Here is a 16,191-nt window from a genome sequence, read left to right on the forward strand (position 1 = left end):
GCCGTCGGCTAGTACTTCCCCTTGCCGGGCGTACAGGGGACTTTCACCCCCAAGTCATCCCGAGGCACCACCCTCGGGAACAGCGCCACTCAGGCGCTGCGCGCCATGCCTGGCGCACACGAAAAAAGGCGCACCGCTTGTGCGGTGCGCCTGGCAACGGGGCCTCTATGGCAGCATCCGGCAAGAAGGGATGCACAGTGTCATGGCTCAATCATCAGCGCTCTGAGAATCGCCGCCAGGCTCCGCGATAAATCTCGAAATCGATGAAACTTGCTAGAATTCAATCTCGAAACTCAGTTGACCGAATCCTTGAGTGCCTTGCCGGCCTTGAAACTGGGAACCTTGGCCGCTTCGATGTTGATCGGCTGGCCGGTCTGCGGGTTGCGACCCGTGCGTGCAGCGCGCTCCTTGACGGTGAAGGTACCAAAACCAACCAGGGCTACGGAATCCCCTTTCTTCAACGTGTCGGATACAGTATCGATCATCGCGTCCAGCGCACGACTGGCTGCCGCCTTGGGAATGTCGGCAGATACGGCGATGGCTTCGATCAGCTCGGATTTGTTCACACTTCACCCCTTGACTGTTTCTTCGGAAATTACTGGTAATCGGCACAATCTATCGGTGGCCATATACGATCACAGCAATGCGCAATTTATAGCAATGCGGTAAAACCGCTGTCAACCAACCATTGGGCCAAGCCGCGTCATGACGGGTTTTTCAACCCGACATGACGATAAATTATGCTTAATGCGTACTTATCATGCTATGCGAGGAGGCCGTATCTTCGAGTCTATTCTCCTCGCACCCACCTTCGGAAAGATCCATTAATGCAACATCGAGAACTTCGTCGATCCAGCGGACGGGCTTGATTTCCAGAACGTCCTTGACATTGTCAGGCACCTCCTTGAGGTCCCGGCTATTCTCTTCCGGAATAAGCACCGTCTTTATACCACCGCGCCGTGCCGCCAGCAATTTCTCCTTGAGACCGCCGATCGGCATGACCTCGCCACGTAGATTGACCTCGCCAGTCATGGCCACATCGCAACGCACGGGCCGTTCGGTATAGGCCGAAACCATCGCCGTCACCATCGCGATACCGGCGCTTGGGCCATCCTTGGGGGTCGCCCCCTCGGGAACGTGGATGTGCAGATCCTGCTTCTCGAAGCGCTCGGGGTCGATGCCTAGGGCGACCGCCCGAGCTCGCACCACGGTATGCGCCGCATCCACGGACTCTTTCATGACGTCGCCCAGCGAGCCGGTCTTGTTGACCCGCCCCTTGCCCGGCGTGACCACTGACTCGATGTTGAGCAGCTCGCCCCCGACCGAGGTCCAGGCCAGACCGGTGACCCGCCCGACCTGATTCTCCTGATCGGCCAGGCCATAGCTGAAGCGCCGCACCCCCGCGTAGGCTTCCATGTCTTCGCCAGCCAGCGACTGCGGTGCCAATGCTCCCTCCTTGCCCTCCTGCTCGAGACGCTCACGCAGCACCTTGCGACAGACCTTGGCGATCTGGCGCTCGAGCTCACGCACCCCGGCTTCACGCGTATAATAGCGGATCAACTCGAGCAGCGCTTCCGCGGAAAAGCCAAGCTCACCCTCCTTGAGGCCGTTGGCCTTGAGCTGCTTGGGGACCAGGTAACGCTCGGCGATGGCCAGCTTCTCGTCTTCGGTATAGCCGGGCAGGCGGATCACTTCCATGCGATCGAGCAGCGCTCGGGGAATGTTCATCGAGTTGGCGGTACAGATGAACATCACGTCCGACAGATCGTAATCCAGCTCGAGATAATGATCGCTGAAGGTGTCGTTCTGTTCGGGATCGAGCACCTCGAGCAGCGCCGATGACGGATCGCCACGGAAATCGGCACCGATCTTGTCGACCTCGTCGAGCAGGAACAGCGGGTTGCGGACACCGGCCTTGCTCATGCGCTGCACGACCTTGCCCGGCAACGAGCCAATATACGTGCGCCGGTGGCCACGAATCTCGGACTCGTCGCGCACCCCGCCCAGAGCCAGGCGCACGTACTTGCGGTTGGTCGCCCGCGCGATCGATTGGCCGAGCGAGGTCTTGCCGACGCCGGGCGGGCCCACCAGGCAGAGCACGGGCCCCTTGAGCTTCTTGACGCGCTTTTGCACGGCCAGGTACTCGAGAATCCGCTCCTTGACCTCTTCCAGGCCATAGTGATCGGTATCGAGCACTCGGGCGGCGTTGCCCAGATCGTGCTTGACGCGCGTGCGCTTCTTCCAAGGCACGGCAACCAGCCAGTCCAGATAGGAGCGCACCACGGTCGCTTCGGCCGAAGTCGGCGCCATCATCTTGAGTTTGTTCAGTTCCTGGTTGGCCTTGTCGGCGGCCTCGGCCGGCATGCCCGACTCCTCGATCAGCTTCTCGTACTTCTCGGCCTCGTTGGGCACGTTCTCGAGCTCGCCCATCTCCTTCTGAATGGCCTTCATCTGCTCGTTGAGATAGTACTCGCGCTGGGACTTCTCCATCTGTTCCTTGACCCGGGAACGGATCCGCTTCTCGACCTGAAGAAGGTCGATCTCGGACTCGATCAGCGCCATCAGGTGCTCGATTCGATCGCGCACCCGATCCATCTCGAGCAGCTCCTGCTTGTCGCCGATCTTCAGCGACAGGTGGGCACAGATGGTGTCGACCAGCCGACTCGGGTCCTCGATGCCCTGCAGCGAGCCGAGGACCTCGTTGGGCACCTTCTTGGAAAGCTTGACGTACTGTTCGAACTGGTTGAGCAGTACCCGAACCAGCGATTCCTGCTCGCGCTCGGACAATGGCTGGCTCGCGCGCATCATCACTCGCGCCGTGCTGTAACCGTCATCGTTATGGGTGACATCCTGAACATCGGCGCGGGAGGCCCCCTCGATCAGCACCTTGACGGTGCCGTCGGGGAGCTTGAGCAGTTGCATGATGTCGGCCACGGTCCCCACCGAAAACAGATCGCCGGCATCGGGATCGTCCTGGCCCGCTTCCCGCTGGGCAACGAGCAGCACCCGCTTGTCGGCTTCCATCGCCGCCTCGAGAGCCTGAATCGACTTCTCGCGACCGACGAACAGCGGAATGACCATCTGCGGATAGACAACGACATCGCGCAGCGGCAAAAGGGGCAGACTGAATGTCTCTTGGGTGTTCTGCTGCATTGCAGGCAGTCCTCACGAATCGGGTGGTTGGGCCGCTGGCGCGGCTCACGGCTGAGACCTGTGATGGGGGCAGATAGAGCGCTTTGCAACCGCGCCAGCGGGCCTGCAGAAACGAAAAGGGGGCCTCAACGGCCCCCGTCGCAACGAGAAAGGTTCAACCGCCCTTGTTGGCGACCTTGCTTTCTTCCTGCTGGGAGTAGATCAGCAGCGGCTCGCTCTCTCCCGCGATCACCGACTCGTCGATCACCACTTTGGTCACGCCACCCAGTGACGGCACTTCGTACATGGTATCGAGCAGTACCGACTCGAGAATCGAGCGCAGTCCGCGCGCCCCGGTCTTGCGCGCCATCGCCTTGTGCGCCACTGCACGCAGGGCGTCTTCGCGGAAGTCGAGCTCGACGTTCTCCATCTCGAAGAGCTTGGCGTACTGCTTGATCAGCGAGTTCTTGGGCTCGGTGAGAATCTCGATCAAGGCATCCTCGGTCAGCTCGGTCAACGTCGCGATGACCGGCAGACGACCCACGAACTCAGGGATAAGACCGAACTTGACCAGATCCTCGGGCTCCACCCGGGCCAGCACGTCACCGACGCCCTGCGCGTTGTCCTTGCTCTTGACCGAGGCATTGAAGCCGATGCCCCCCTTCTCGGCGCGGTCACGGATCACCTTGTCCAGGCCAGCGAACGCACCGCCGACGATGAACAGGATATCGCCGGTATCGACCTGCAGGAACTCCTGCTGCGGATGCTTGCGCCCGCCCTGCGGCGGCACCGAGGCGGTGGTGCCCTCGATGAGCTTGAGCAGTGCCTGCTGCACGCCCTCGCCGGAGACGTCGCGAGTGATCGAGGGGTTGTCCGACTTGCGCGAGATCTTGTCGATCTCGTCGATATAGACGATCCCCTTCTGCGCCTTCTCGACGTCGTAGTCGCACTTCTGGAGCAGCTTCTGGATGATGTTCTCGACGTCCTCGCCCACGTAGCCGGCTTCGGTCAGCGTCGTTGCATCGGCGATGGTGAACGGCACGTTGAGCAAGCGCGCCAACGTCTCGGCGAGCAGCGTCTTGCCGCTCCCGGTCGGCCCGATCAGCAGAATGTTCGACTTGCCGAGTTCGACCTCGCCCGACTTCACGCCGGCGCGCAAGCGCTTGTAGTGATTGTAGACGGCCACGGACAACACCATCTTGGCGCGGTCCTGACCGATCACGTAATCGTCGAGGGTATTGCGGAGCTCGCGCGGAGCGGGCAGGCGATCCTCGTCACCCTCTGCGTCGGCCTCGAGGACTTCCTCGCGAATGATGTCGTTGCACAAGTCGACACATTCGTCGCAGATGTAGACGGAAGGGCCTGCAATCAGCTTGCGCACCTCGTTCTGATTCTTGCCGCAGAACGAGCAGTACAGCAGCTTGCCCTCGTCTTTGCCTTTGCCGTCGGCCATTCGCGTACCTCATTAGGGCAGGCGACCCGCCGCGGGCCGCCATGATATGCATGGATAGAATTTACGCTATCAGGATGCCGGGCGCTTATCCAGCACCGCATCGATCAGACCATATTCCACCGCCTGGCTGCCGTCCATGAAGTTGTCACGGTCGGTATCTCTGGCGATGGTTTCGATATCCTGTCCTGTATGATCGGCCAGGATACGGTTGAGTTTATGGCGGATACTGAGAATTTCCTTGGTATGAATCTCGATATCCGAAGCCTGGCCCTGATACCCGCCCAGCGGCTGATGAATCATCATCCGTGAATTCGGCAGGCAAAAGCGCTTGTCCTTGGCACCACCGGCCAGCAACAGCGCGCCCATGCTGGCTGCCTGCCCCAGACACACCGTGGAGACGTCGGGCTTGATGAACTGCATGGTGTCGTAGATCGACATGCCCGCCGTCACCGAACCGCCCGGCGAGTTGATGTACAGGTGAACATCCTTGTCCGGGTTCTCGGACTCGAGGAACAGCAACTGCGCGACCACCAGGTTGGCGGTGTAGTCTTCCACCGGCCCCACCAGGAAGATCACCCGCTCCTTGAGCAGGCGAGAATATATATCGTAGGAACGCTCGCCGCGCGCGCTCTGCTCGACCACCATGGGGACCAAGCCACCGGCGTTTTGAATATCGAACTCGTTGCCCATTGCGTGACTTCCTTAATCCGGTGATTGGAAAATCCAGCGCCGCCCTATCCGCGTTGCAGTGACCAGAGACCCGGCCGGAGCCGGGCCGGCGTTGCTGAGCCGTCGCGAATCAGGCCTGCTGTGACGACGTATCGCCAGCGTTCTCGGCGTCTTCTTCGCCGCCCTGCTGCTGTTGCGCCGCCTGGAGCGCTTGTTCGTAGGACATCGCGATGTCCTTAACCCGTGCCTGGGCGAGAAGCGTGTCAACCGCCTTCTCTTCGAGAACGGCGGACTTGACCTGGTTCTTCATCTGCTCGTCCTTGAGGTAGTACTCGATCACCTCTTCAGGCTGCTGATACTGCTGGGCGAGTTCCTCGACCTTGGCCTTGATCTCATCGTCGCTGGCCTCGAGTTCGTGAGCCTCGATCACCTTGGCGAGCAACAGCCCCACCTGCACCCGGCTCTTGGCCTGATCGGCAAACAGCTCGTCGGGCAATTGGGAAACGTCGAAGTCATCGCCCAGACTGAACTGCTGAGCCGCCTGACGCTTGAGGGTATCGGTCTCCTGCTCGATCAGCGAGGCCGGCACGGGAACGTCATTGGCCTTCTGCAGCGCCTCGAGCACCTGCTGCTTGACGCGATTGTCGACGGCCTGCTTGATCTCGCGCTGCATGTTGTTGCGCACTTCGCTGCGGAACTTGTCCAGGTCGCCTTCTTCGACACCGAAGCGCTGGATGAATTCAGCGTCCACCTCGGGCAACTGCTGGGCATTGACCCGGTGAATCTTGACCTCGAAGATCGCTTCCTGGCCGGCCAGATGTTCTGCCTGGTAATCCTCGGGGAAGGTCACCTTGAGGGTTTTTTCGTCGCCGGCCTTGGCGCCGACCAGCTGCTCTTCGAAGCCGGGAATGAAACTGTTGGAACCGATCACCAACTCATGGCCTTCGGCCTCGCCGCCTTCGAACGGCTCGTCGCCGAGATAGCCTCTGAAATCGATCTTGACCTGATCGCCATCCGCCGCTTCACGCTCGACGGGCTCCCAGCCCGTGTTCTGCTTGCGCAGCGTCTCGATCATCTGGTCGATATCGGCGTCGGTGACCTTGGCGACCGGACGCGCGATCTCGGCACCCTCGATGGAGGCCAGCTCGATTTCCGGATAGATTTCCAGCGTGGCGACGAACTCAAGATCCTTGCCAGCCTCGTTGACCGTCGGCTCGATATCCGGATACCCGGCCGGATTGAGGCTCTGCTCGGCGATCGCCTTGACGTAGTTCTGGCGCATCAGCTCGCCGACCACCTCGTTGCGCACGTCGCGACCGTAACGCTGCTTGACTACCGCCATCGGCACCCGGCCCTGGCGGAAGCCGTTCAGGCGCACACGCTGGGCGGTATCGCGAAGACGCTCGCTAACAGCCTGATCGACCTCGCCGGCGGGTATTTGTACCGTGACGCGGCGTTCGATCTGTGAAGTCGTTTCGACGGAAACTTGCATGGATGGTCCTCTACCGACTAAGGCGTTTCGTTTGGAGTATGTCAAAAGAGCTGGATTCTAAGAACCCCCGGGCGCGCTGGCAAGCACGACCAATGTGTCAGGTTATGGTGTTACAAGACGCATTTTACAAGGCCTGAGCGCTAATTGCTGTATGACCTCGATCACGCGCAATGCGCGCGCAATATCGAAACCGATGACTCATTGCCAACCGAATGATACAGAGAAATCAGGGCGGGGAAAAAGAAACGGGATGGCGCCTTGCCTAGACGACGCCTTGCGAAATGGGGTGGATGATGGGGATCGAACCCACGACCACCGGAGCCACAATCCGGGGCTCTACCACTGAGCTACACCCACCACTTCGAAAGAGACGGCCGCAAGACGACATGGGGTGGATGATGGGGATCGAACCCACGACCACCGGAGCCACAATCCGGGGCTCTACCACTGAGCTACATCCACCATTGTCGCTTGTCATGCCCACGAGCCGCTCGGCCTGTCAGTACGCTTTGCCGGAGCCGACCAGCGACTGCCTGGCGCGCCCAGCAGGACTCGAACCTGCAACCTACGGCTTAGAAGGCCGTTGCTCTATCCGGTTGAGCTATGAGCGCCTATCGCTAAGGCCTTGACCAGTCAAGCTGACGGCACTGCTTGCGGTCATCGCCGGCTGGTCGGGGCAGAGGGATTTGAACCCCCGACATCCTGCTCCCAAAGCAGGCGCGCTACCAGACTGCGCTATGCCCCGTCGACGCTGAACACGGCCTTGACGCCGCCATAGGCCTCGTCAAGCGCTGCATATTCTACTCAAGACACACCGCAGGTCAAGCCGTTAGCGCTGCTTTCAAGGCAGCCCGGTGGTCGCCGGCGCTTTGACTGGAGCCGGGAGCGTGCGAAAATCGGCGCCCTTGCATCGCCGCCTCTTCATCGCCGGCACCGTAGCCCGCATCAGTGCAAAGGAATCTTCGATGACCGCCCAAATGATCGATGGCAAGGCCATTGCCGCGCATGTTCGCCAACAGGTTGCTCGACGGGTTGCCGCTCGCCGCGAGTCAGGGCATCGAGTACCCGGCCTGGCCGTGGTCCTGGTTGGCGAAGACCCTGCCTCGGAGGTCTACGTGCGCAACAAGCACCGCGCCTGCGAGCAGGCCGGCATCCACTCGTTCCGGCACGCCCTGCCCGCCGGTATCTCCCAGCAGGAGCTGGAACAGCTCGTCGATCGCCTCAATGCCGATGCCAGCGTCGACGGCATCCTCGTCCAGCTTCCACTGCCGGCCCATCTCGACGAACGGCCGATTCTCGAACGCATTCGACCCGACAAGGACGTCGATGGCTTTCACCCCTATAACCTCGGGCGCCTGGCACAACGCCTGCCGCTACTGCGCCCCTGCACACCCAAGGGCATCATGACGCTGCTGCAAGAGAGCGGCTTGGCGGTGCGCGGCCTGGACGCCACTATCGTTGGCGCTTCCAACATCGTCGGCCGGCCGATGGCGCTGGAATTGATGCTCGCCGGCAGCACTACCACCGTGTGTCATCGCTTCACTCGCGACTTGAAGAGTCATGTGCAGCGCGCCGATATACTCGTCGTGGCCGTCGGCAAGCCCGGCGTGGTCAGCGGCGAATGGGTCAAGCCCGGCGCGATCGTCATCGATGTAGGCATCAATCGGCAAGCGGACGGCAGCCTGATCGGCGACGTCGAATTCGAGTCGGCTGCCAGCCGCGCCAGCTACATTACCCCGGTCCCCGGCGGCGTCGGACCGATGACCGTGGCCTCGTTGCTCGAGAACACCCTCGATGCCGCCGAGCGGCATGATGCAATGCACGGTTGATGTCCCTTCGTTATAATTGGCCCCCTAATCTTTGCGATAGTTCAGCAACCAGGAGTCCCGGATGAGCGACAAGCCGATGAACGTGGAAAGCTTCAACCTGGATCACACCAAGGTCAAAGCGCCCTATGTCCGCCTGGCCGGCATCAAGACCGGCATCCACGGCGACAACATCCACAAGTACGACATGCGCATCTGCCAGCCCAACCAGGGCCACATGGAGATGCCCGCGCTGCACTCTCTGGAGCACTTGATGGCCGAGCTGTCGCGCAATCACAGCGACAAGGTCGTCGACATCAGCCCGATGGGCTGTCAGACCGGTTTCTACATCGCGATGATCAACCATGACGACTACGACGATGTCCTCGACCTGATCGAAGGCACCCTGAAGGATGTTCTCGCCGCCGACGAGGTGCCGGCCTGCAACGAGACGCAGTGCGGCTGGGCGGCCAGCCATAGCCTGAACGGCGCCAAGACCCTGGCGCGCGAGTTCCTCGCCAAGCGCGACGAATGGAACCAGGTTTTCGCCTGAGCCTGCCCATCCCGCAGAAGGACTGCTCGACACATGCATAAGATAGGCATCATCGGTGCCATGGCCGAAGAGGTGGCACGCCTGGCCTCACTGCTCGACAACCGCCAGACCCGCCAGCACGTTGGCTCGACCTTCCATATCGGACAGCTTCACGGCGTGGAGGTGGTGATCCTCCAGTCCGGCATCGGCAAGGTCAACGCGGCGGTCGGCACCACCTTGCTGCTCGACATGTACCAGCCCGAGGTGATCATCAACACCGGCTCGGCCGGCGGCTTCGGGGCCGAACTCGAGGTCGGCGACGTGGTGATCTCCAGCGAGGTTCGCCATCATGATGTCGATGCCGTGGTGTTCGGCTACGAGCACGGTCAGGTGCCGTTGATGCCCGCCGCCTACCTGCCCGACCAGCGACTGGTCAGCGTCGCCCGGGAATGTGTCGAGGAGTTGGGCCACCTGCGCGTCCATGAAGGGCTGATCGCCACCGGCGACGCCTTCATGGCCTGCCCCGATGCCGTCGCGCTTACCCGCGGTCGTTTACCGACCATGCTGGCCGCCGAGATGGAAGCGGCCGCCATCGCCCAGACATGTCATCTGTATGGCTGCCCGTTCGTGGTGATTCGCGCCCTGTCGGACATCGCCGGCAAGGAGTCGAACGTCTCCTTCAAGGAGTTCATCGATCAGGCGGCGACCCACTCCGCGCAGATGGTCGAAGCGATGGTCAAGCGCCTGGGGACGACGCGCCACGCGCCCCAGCAAGCCTGAGCAGGGTCAGCACTAGCGGAAATGTTCATCGGTCTGGATCGGCAACGCCGCCTTGACTCCCTGAACCGGGTTGCAGGAAGCAAGAAGCGGCGCTTCGATCGTACTACACCGCTCGCCGGCTGTTTCCGAGGCGGCTGTTCATGATGCCCGACATGCAATCGATGATTCATGCCGGGGCATTCGTTGTGACGGGATCGAGCCAGGCATACACTGCCGAAAAACGCCAACGATGCGACAGCCGCCGCCATGCTCGATGCCTCCCCGAATGACATAGCGCCCCTCTCGCCTTACCGGGAAGTGAAGCCCGTGCGCACGGCCTGGTCCCTCCATCGCGACCCGCAACTGGCTGTCCGGGAGTTAGCCGACGGACTGCAGCATGCCCACCTGGGCGCGGTGCTGTTCTTCTGCAGTACCGAATATCCGCTGGATGAGCTGGGGCATGCACTCGATGAGACATTCCCGCATGTACCGGTGAGTGGCTGTACCACCGCGGGGGAAATCACCCCCACCGGCTACGGGCGGGGATGCGTGGTCGCCATTGGCTTCGACCGGCGTTTCTTCACCGTTGCCCCGACATTGATCGCCGACCTGGAATCCTTCGATCTGTTACGGGCACAATGCCTGGTAGACAAGCTGCTCGGCGAGTGCCGGCGGCAATCGACGGTGTCCGCTTCCGATCACAGCTTCGCCCTGACCCTGCTCGACGGACTTTCGAGCAGCGAGGAGCAGGTATTGGCCACGCTGGATGCCGCACTCGGCAACATTCCCAGTTTCGGCGGGTCGGCGGGCGATGACAATCGCCTCGCTCATACCTACGTCTATCATCGGGGGCATTTCCACAGTCAGGCGGCGGTTGTGGTGATGATCACCACGCCATTGCCGTTCGAAGTCTTCAGCACGCACCACCTGCGCCCGTGCGCCGAGAAACTGGTGGTCACCGCCGCGGATCGGCACCAACGCACCGTACACGAGCTCAATGCCGCACCGGCGGCCGGAGAATACGCCCGGCTGGTCGGGCGCGAGGTAGCGCGGCTGAGTGAAGCCGATTTCGCCCAACATCCCCTGGCGGTGCGTATTGGCGAGCGATTCTACGCACGTTCCATCCAGCGGATCCATGCGGACGGCAGCCTGACCTTCTATTGTGCGGTGGAGAACGGCATCGTCCTGACCGCCATGCGACCGACGCCGATCCTGGCCGACCTCGAACAGGTGCTCACCGAGCTCGAATCACGTCTCGGGCCGCCGACGCTGATCATCGGTTGCGACTGTTTCCTGCGCCGCCTGGCCATCGAAGCGCTCGGCGAAGCGCAATCGGCCTCGGAGCTGTTGCGCCGGTGGCGTGCGATCGGCTTCAACACCTACGGGGAACAGCACCATGGCATGCACATCAACCAGACCTTTACCGGTGTCGCTATTGGCCATCCCCGACCCGACGCAGCAGATGGCGCCAGCCACGGCGCGTGAGCAGGCGCTGGTCGACGAGAACCGCCGCCTGCGCAAGGTGTGCGCGGCGCTGATCGAACGCGTCGAGTCGAGCGGCGCCGCCGAGGGTGCGCCTTATGCCGCCTTCGAACACGCCGTGCTGCTTGCAGAGCAGGTACGCGAGCGAACCGAGACACTGCATCACACCCTCGATGAGCTCGGCCAGGTGAATGCCCAGTTGCGAGAGGAGATCCACAATCGCGCCTCGGCGGAGCAGCGATTGATCGAAGCCAAGCAGGAAGCCGAGGCGGCCAACTCGTCCAAGACCAGGTTTCTCGCTGCCGTCAGCCATGATCTGCTGCAGCCATTGAACGCCGCCCGACTGTTCGCCAGTGCCCTGGGCGAGCACCGGGTGCCCGAGGACGCTCGGCATCTGGTCGAGCACCTCGGCCGCTCGCTCAAGGATGTCGAGACCCTGCTGGGTACCCTGGTGGATATCTCGCGGCTGGATGCCGGGGTTCTCAAGGCCGATGTGGCGCCTTTCGAAGCCGCCGACCTGCTCGACATGCTGGCCCATGAATATCAGCAGATTGCTGCCTCGCAGGGACTGGCCCTGCACTACGTGCGCAGCGGAGCCGTGATCGACTCCGACCTGCAGCTGTTGGCGCGGGTGGTGCGTAATTTTCTCACCAATGCCATCCGCTATACCGCCAGGGGCCATGTTCTGCTGGGCTGTCGCCGGCGGGCGGGAGGTCTGGAAATCTGCGTCGGCGATACAGGCCCGGGCATCCCCGAAGACCAGCGCAAAGCGATCTTCCTGGAATTCCGGCGCGCCGAAAATCGCCGTGTCGACCAGGATCGTGGCCTGGGGCTCGGCCTGGCCATCGTCGACCGCATCACCTCGATGCTCGACCACCCCGTGGGGCTGGCATCCAGGCCCGGTCGAGGCTCGCTGTTCTCGGTACTGGTCCCCTACGCGCATCGGCCCGCAGGGAAGCGTGTCCAGGCAGTGACCGAAGCCATGCCGGATGACGAACCGCTATCCGGCCGAACGATATGGGTCATCGATGACGACCTGGCCATTCGCGAGGGCATGCAGGCGCTGCTGGGAAGCTGGGGATGCCGGGTCATGGCGGCGCGCGGTCCCGGGGTACTGGAAGGCGAGACCGCATCACCGGACGTACTGATCGTCGACTATCATCTCGACGATGGCGATCCGGACGGACTGGAGACGGCGAGCCGGCTGCACGAGCGCTGGCCCGGCCTGCCGGTACTGGTGATCACGGCCAATCATGATGCCGCGCTCAAGCACAGCGCCCGCATGCGGGGATTCGGCTGGCTGCTCAAGCCGGTCAAACCGCTGCGCCTGAAGATGCAGCTACTCAGCCTGCTCGAGAGGACGTGAACCGAGCCCTGCCGACGCCTCGTCCACAGGGGCAAGGTGCTGCTCGTGGGCGGTCAGAATCGCCTGGACCCGACTGCTCACCCCGAGCTTGCCAAGGATCGCGGAAACATGCGTCTTGACCGTGGTTTCGGCAATCATCAACTCGCGGGCAATATGCTTGTTGGATTTTCCCTGCGACATCCGCGCCAGAACCTCGCGCTGCTTGGCGGTCAATGGCGTCAGGCCAAGCGCTTTCGTCGCCTCCGGCCGCGGAGCCGACGATGGCCGGCGCAGCAGATCGGCCGGTAGATAAACCCGCCCTTCCAGGACCTGTCGCAGCGCCGCCAGCAATTCCTGACGGGGTGTCGACTTGGGAATATAGCCGACCGCACCGAGGTTGAGCGCTTCCAGTACCGTCTCGCGGCCCTGCTCGGCGGAAATGATCGCGACCGGCAGCCAGGGCAACTGCTCGCGCAGCCGGACCAGGCCATCGAGCCCCTCGCTGTCGGGCAAGCTCAAGTCGAACAACAGCAGGTCGATCTCTTCGTGCGCGGCGGCATCGCGTAGCGTCTGGGCCAGGGTCGCGGCCTGGAGGATGGTGGTGTCGGGCAAGGCAGCGGCAATGGCGTCGACCATCGCTTCGCGGAACATGGGGTGATCGTCGGCGATCAGCAGGGTATGCATGGCGCTCGCTCCGTTTCGCCTCCTCCCAACGGAGGAGGCGCTCTCCTGCCTCGGAAGGATGTCCCGCCTCGGGCATCTGACCAAGACTGACACAGAGTCACCCATAACGATAACATCCGCAACAGGAGCACGCGCCATGATCTACGCCAACCCCGGAAGCGACGGCAGCGTCGTCGGCTTCGAAAAACGCTATGGCAATTACATCGGCGGCGAGTTCGTCGCCCCGGTCAAGGGCCAGTACTTCGATAACGTCACGCCGATCACCGGCGAGGTGTTCTGCGAGATCCCGCGCTCGAGCGCCGAGGACATAGACAAGGCCCTCGACGCCGCCCACGCGGCCGCCCCGGCCTGGGGCAGGACCTCGGCCACCGAGCGTGGCAACCTCCTGCTGAAGATCGCCGATCGCATCGAGCAGAACCTGGAGACGCTCGCCGTCGCCGAGAGCTGGGACAACGGCAAGGCGGTGCGCGAGACGCTCAACGCCGACATGCCGCTGGCGGTGGATCATTTCCGCTACTTCGCCGGCTGCATCCGCGCCCAGGAGGGCACCGCGGCGGACATCGACGCCAATACCGTGTCCTATCACTTCCATGAGCCGCTGGGCGTGGTCGGCCAGATCATCCCCTGGAACTTCCCGATCCTGATGGCGGTGTGGAAACTGGCCCCGGCACTGGCGGCGGGCAACTGCGTGGTGCTCAAGCCCGCCGAACAGACCCCGGCGTCGATCCTCAAGCTGATGGAGCTGATCGGCGACCTGCTGCCGGCGGGGGTGGTCAACATCGTCAACGGCCTCGGCGAGGAAGCCGGCCAGGCGCTGGCGAGCAGCAAGCGCATCGCCAAGATCGCCTTCACCGGCTCGACGCCGGTCGGTGCGCACATCCTCAAGTGCGCCGCCGACAACATCATCCCCTCGACGGTGGAACTGGGCGGCAAGTCGCCCAACGTCTATTTCGCCGACATCATGAACGCCGAGCCGGAATTCATCGACAAGGCGGTGGAAGGGCTGGTGCTGGCGTTCTTCAATCAGGGCGAGGTCTGCACCTGCCCGTCGCGGGCGCTGATCCAGGAAGCCATGTACGAGCCCTTCATGGCCAAGGTGATGGAGCGCACCCGGGCGATCAAGCGCGGCAATCCGCTGGACACCGAGGTCCAGGTGGGCGCCCAGGCCAGCCAGGAGCAGTACGACAAGATCATGAGCTACATGGACGTGGCCCGCGAGGAGGGTGCCGAATTCCTCACCGGCGGCGGCAAGGAGAGCTTCGATCCGGCCTACGACAAGGGCTACTACATCCAGCCGACGCTGCTCAAGGGTGACAACAGCATGCGCGTGTTCCAGGAGGAGATCTTCGGCCCGGTGGTGGCGGTGACCACCTTCAAGGACGAGGCGGAGGCGCTGGCGATCGCCAACGACACCGAGTTCGGCCTGGGCGCCGGGGTCTGGACCCGCGACATGAACGTCGCCTTCCGCATGGGGCGCGGCATCCAGGCGGGCCGGGTGTGGACCAACTGCTACCACCAGTACCCGGCGCATGCCGCCTTCGGCGGCTACAAGAAGTCCGGCGTGGGTCGCGAGACCCACAAGATGGCGCTGGAGCACTATCAGCAGACCAAGAACCTGCTGGTCAGCTACGACACCAACCCGCTGGGCTTCTTCTGAGCCTGCCGCCGCGGGCCTTGCGCCCGCAGCGTTCCAGCGGCCACGGCGATTACGCCAGGTGCCGTCCCAAGCAAAAAACAAAGGAGCATGCCATGGATTCCACCATGCAAGCCGCAGTGGTTCGTACCTTCGGCGAACCGTTGGTCATCGAGGAAGCGCCGGTCCCCCGGCCGGGCCCCGGCGAACTGCTGGTCAAGATCGCCGCCTCCGGCGTCTGTCACACCGACCTGCATGCCGCCCACGGCGACTGGCCGGTCAAGCCGGAGCCACCGTTCATCCCCGGCCACGAAGGTGTTGGTCACGTGGTCGCGGTGGGCGATGGCGTCAAGCATGTCAAGGAGGGCGACCGGGTCGGCATCCCCTGGCTGTACTCCACCTGCGGGCATTGCGAGCACTGCCTGGGCGGCTGGGAGACGCTGTGCGAGTCCCAGCAGAATACCGGCTACTCGGTCAATGGCGGTTTCGCCGGCTACACGCTGGCCCAGGCCGACTATGTCGGGCGGCTGCCGGACAATGTCGACTTCCTGGAGATCGCCCCGGTCCTGTGCGCCGGCGTGACGGTCTACAAGGGCCTGAAGATGACCGACACCCGCCCCGGCCAGTGGGTGGTCATTTCCGGTATCGGCGGCCTGGGCCACATGGCGGTGCAGTATGCCAAGGCAATGGGAATGAACGTTGCCGCCGTGGATATCGACGACAGCAAGCTGGCGCTTGCCGAACGGCTCGGTGCCACGGTCACCGTCAATGCCAGGCAGCAGGATCCCGCCGCCTACCTCAAGCAGGCGATCGGCGGCGCCCACGGCGCGCTGGTGACGGCGGTATCGCCGGTGGCCTTCGAGCAGGCGCTGGGCATGATACGTCGCGGCGGAACAGTGGCCCTGAACGGCCTGCCGCCAGGGGATTTTCCGCTGCCCATCTTCGACATGGTACTCAACGGCATCACCGTGCGGGGGTCGATCGTCGGTACCCGCCTCGACATGCAGGAGGCACTGGACTTCGCGGGTGAGGGCAAGGTCAAGGCCACGGTGCATGCCGACCGGCTGGAAAACATCAACGATATCTTCGCGCGCATGCTCGCCGGCAGCATCGAGGGGCGGGTCGTCATCGACATGACCGACTGACGGCAACTGCCCGGTTGATCCTCGCGGGGCGCGACATCGGTCGCGCCCCGTCCATTGCTG

The 16,191-nt window shown here is 62.9% G+C and carries 13 protein-coding genes and 4 tRNA genes; 7 read left to right on the plus strand and 10 right to left on the minus strand.

Features of this window, described 5'->3' with window-relative positions; all coding sequences use genetic code 11:
• Positions 1 to 293: 293 nt before the first annotated feature.
• The 9 genes from K7I12_RS10895 to K7I12_RS10935 form a co-directional block, all read right to left on the minus strand.
• Positions 294 to 566, minus strand: a complete 273-nt coding sequence (locus K7I12_RS10895) for an HU family DNA-binding protein (protein ID WP_031383761.1) — start codon at positions 564 to 566, stop codon at positions 294 to 296.
• 178 nt (positions 567 to 744) lie between these two features.
• On the minus strand, positions 745 to 3,153 hold the full coding sequence (gene lon / locus K7I12_RS10900) for an endopeptidase La (RefSeq protein ID WP_031383762.1): 2,409 nt from the start codon (positions 3,151 to 3,153) through the stop codon (positions 745 to 747).
• Between the two features lie 154 nt (positions 3,154 to 3,307).
• The gene (gene clpX, locus K7I12_RS10905; RefSeq protein ID WP_031383763.1) at positions 3,308 to 4,585 is read right to left on the minus strand and encodes an ATP-dependent Clp protease ATP-binding subunit ClpX; all 1,278 of its coding nucleotides are present in this window, start codon (positions 4,583 to 4,585) and stop codon (positions 3,308 to 3,310) included.
• A 69-nt stretch (positions 4,586 to 4,654) separates the two neighbouring features.
• Positions 4,655 to 5,275, minus strand: coding sequence for an ATP-dependent Clp endopeptidase proteolytic subunit ClpP (gene clpP, locus K7I12_RS10910; RefSeq protein WP_031383764.1), 621 nt, complete (start codon positions 5,273 to 5,275; stop codon positions 4,655 to 4,657).
• Between the two features lie 109 nt (positions 5,276 to 5,384).
• Positions 5,385 to 6,746 carry a trigger factor gene (tig, locus tag K7I12_RS10915; RefSeq protein ID WP_231664134.1) on the minus strand — a complete coding sequence of 454 codons (1,362 nt, stop codon included), beginning with the start codon at positions 6,744 to 6,746 and terminating at the stop codon, positions 5,385 to 5,387.
• Between the two features lie 282 nt (positions 6,747 to 7,028).
• Positions 7,029 to 7,103, minus strand: a tRNA-His gene (locus K7I12_RS10920).
• 30 nt (positions 7,104 to 7,133) lie between these two features.
• Positions 7,134 to 7,208, minus strand: a tRNA-His gene (locus K7I12_RS10925).
• A 72-nt stretch (positions 7,209 to 7,280) separates the two neighbouring features.
• Positions 7,281 to 7,357: transfer RNA gene (locus tag K7I12_RS10930), tRNA-Arg, on the minus strand.
• Between the two features lie 57 nt (positions 7,358 to 7,414).
• A tRNA-Pro gene (locus K7I12_RS10935) sits at positions 7,415 to 7,491 on the minus strand.
• 220 nt (positions 7,492 to 7,711) lie between these two features.
• Between K7I12_RS10935 and folD the strand changes: the two genes are divergently transcribed.
• From folD to K7I12_RS10960, 5 genes are all read left to right on the plus strand, one after another.
• Positions 7,712 to 8,575, plus strand: coding sequence for a bifunctional methylenetetrahydrofolate dehydrogenase/methenyltetrahydrofolate cyclohydrolase FolD (folD, locus tag K7I12_RS10940; RefSeq protein WP_031383766.1), 864 nt, complete (start codon positions 7,712 to 7,714; stop codon positions 8,573 to 8,575).
• A 61-nt stretch (positions 8,576 to 8,636) separates the two neighbouring features.
• The gene (locus K7I12_RS10945) at positions 8,637 to 9,104 is read left to right on the plus strand and encodes an S-ribosylhomocysteine lyase (RefSeq protein WP_031383767.1); all 468 of its coding nucleotides are present in this window, start codon (positions 8,637 to 8,639) and stop codon (positions 9,102 to 9,104) included.
• A 33-nt stretch (positions 9,105 to 9,137) separates the two neighbouring features.
• On the plus strand, positions 9,138 to 9,863 hold the full coding sequence (gene mtnN / locus K7I12_RS10950; RefSeq protein ID WP_031383768.1) for a 5'-methylthioadenosine/S-adenosylhomocysteine nucleosidase: 726 nt from the start codon (positions 9,138 to 9,140) through the stop codon (positions 9,861 to 9,863).
• Positions 9,864 to 10,109: 246 nt separating this feature from the next.
• Positions 10,110 to 11,327: a nitric oxide-sensing protein NosP gene (nosP, locus tag K7I12_RS10955; protein ID WP_051907443.1), complete on the plus strand. Its 1,218-nt coding sequence runs from the start codon at positions 10,110 to 10,112 to the stop codon at positions 11,325 to 11,327.
• Positions 11,239 to 12,690, plus strand: coding sequence for an ATP-binding response regulator (locus K7I12_RS10960; protein ID WP_035575249.1), 1,452 nt, complete (start codon positions 11,239 to 11,241; stop codon positions 12,688 to 12,690). Before nosP ends, K7I12_RS10960 begins: the two co-directional genes overlap by 89 nt.
• Here K7I12_RS10960 and K7I12_RS10965 read toward each other — a convergent pair.
• The gene (locus K7I12_RS10965; RefSeq protein WP_035575251.1) at positions 12,664 to 13,353 is read right to left on the minus strand and encodes a response regulator; all 690 of its coding nucleotides are present in this window, start codon (positions 13,351 to 13,353) and stop codon (positions 12,664 to 12,666) included. The two genes, K7I12_RS10960 and K7I12_RS10965, sit on opposite strands and share 27 nt — an antisense overlap.
• A 136-nt stretch (positions 13,354 to 13,489) precedes the next feature.
• On the opposite strand from K7I12_RS10965, the gene exaC reads away from it, so the two are divergent.
• Both exaC and adhP read left to right on the plus strand, forming a co-directional pair.
• A complete protein-coding gene (gene exaC, locus K7I12_RS10970) occupies positions 13,490 to 15,010 on the plus strand; it encodes an acetaldehyde dehydrogenase ExaC (protein ID WP_031383772.1) in 1,521 nt (506 codons plus the stop codon).
• Between the two features lie 92 nt (positions 15,011 to 15,102).
• Positions 15,103 to 16,131 carry an alcohol dehydrogenase AdhP gene (gene adhP, locus K7I12_RS10975; protein WP_031383773.1) on the plus strand — a complete coding sequence of 343 codons (1,029 nt, stop codon included), beginning with the start codon at positions 15,103 to 15,105 and terminating at the stop codon, positions 16,129 to 16,131.
• Positions 16,132 to 16,191: the final 60 nt, after the last annotated feature.

Origin of the sequence: Halomonas sp. IOP_31, from assembly GCF_021151495.1 — a bacterium.
Lineage (GTDB): Bacteria > Pseudomonadota > Gammaproteobacteria > Pseudomonadales > Halomonadaceae > Modicisalibacter > Modicisalibacter zincidurans.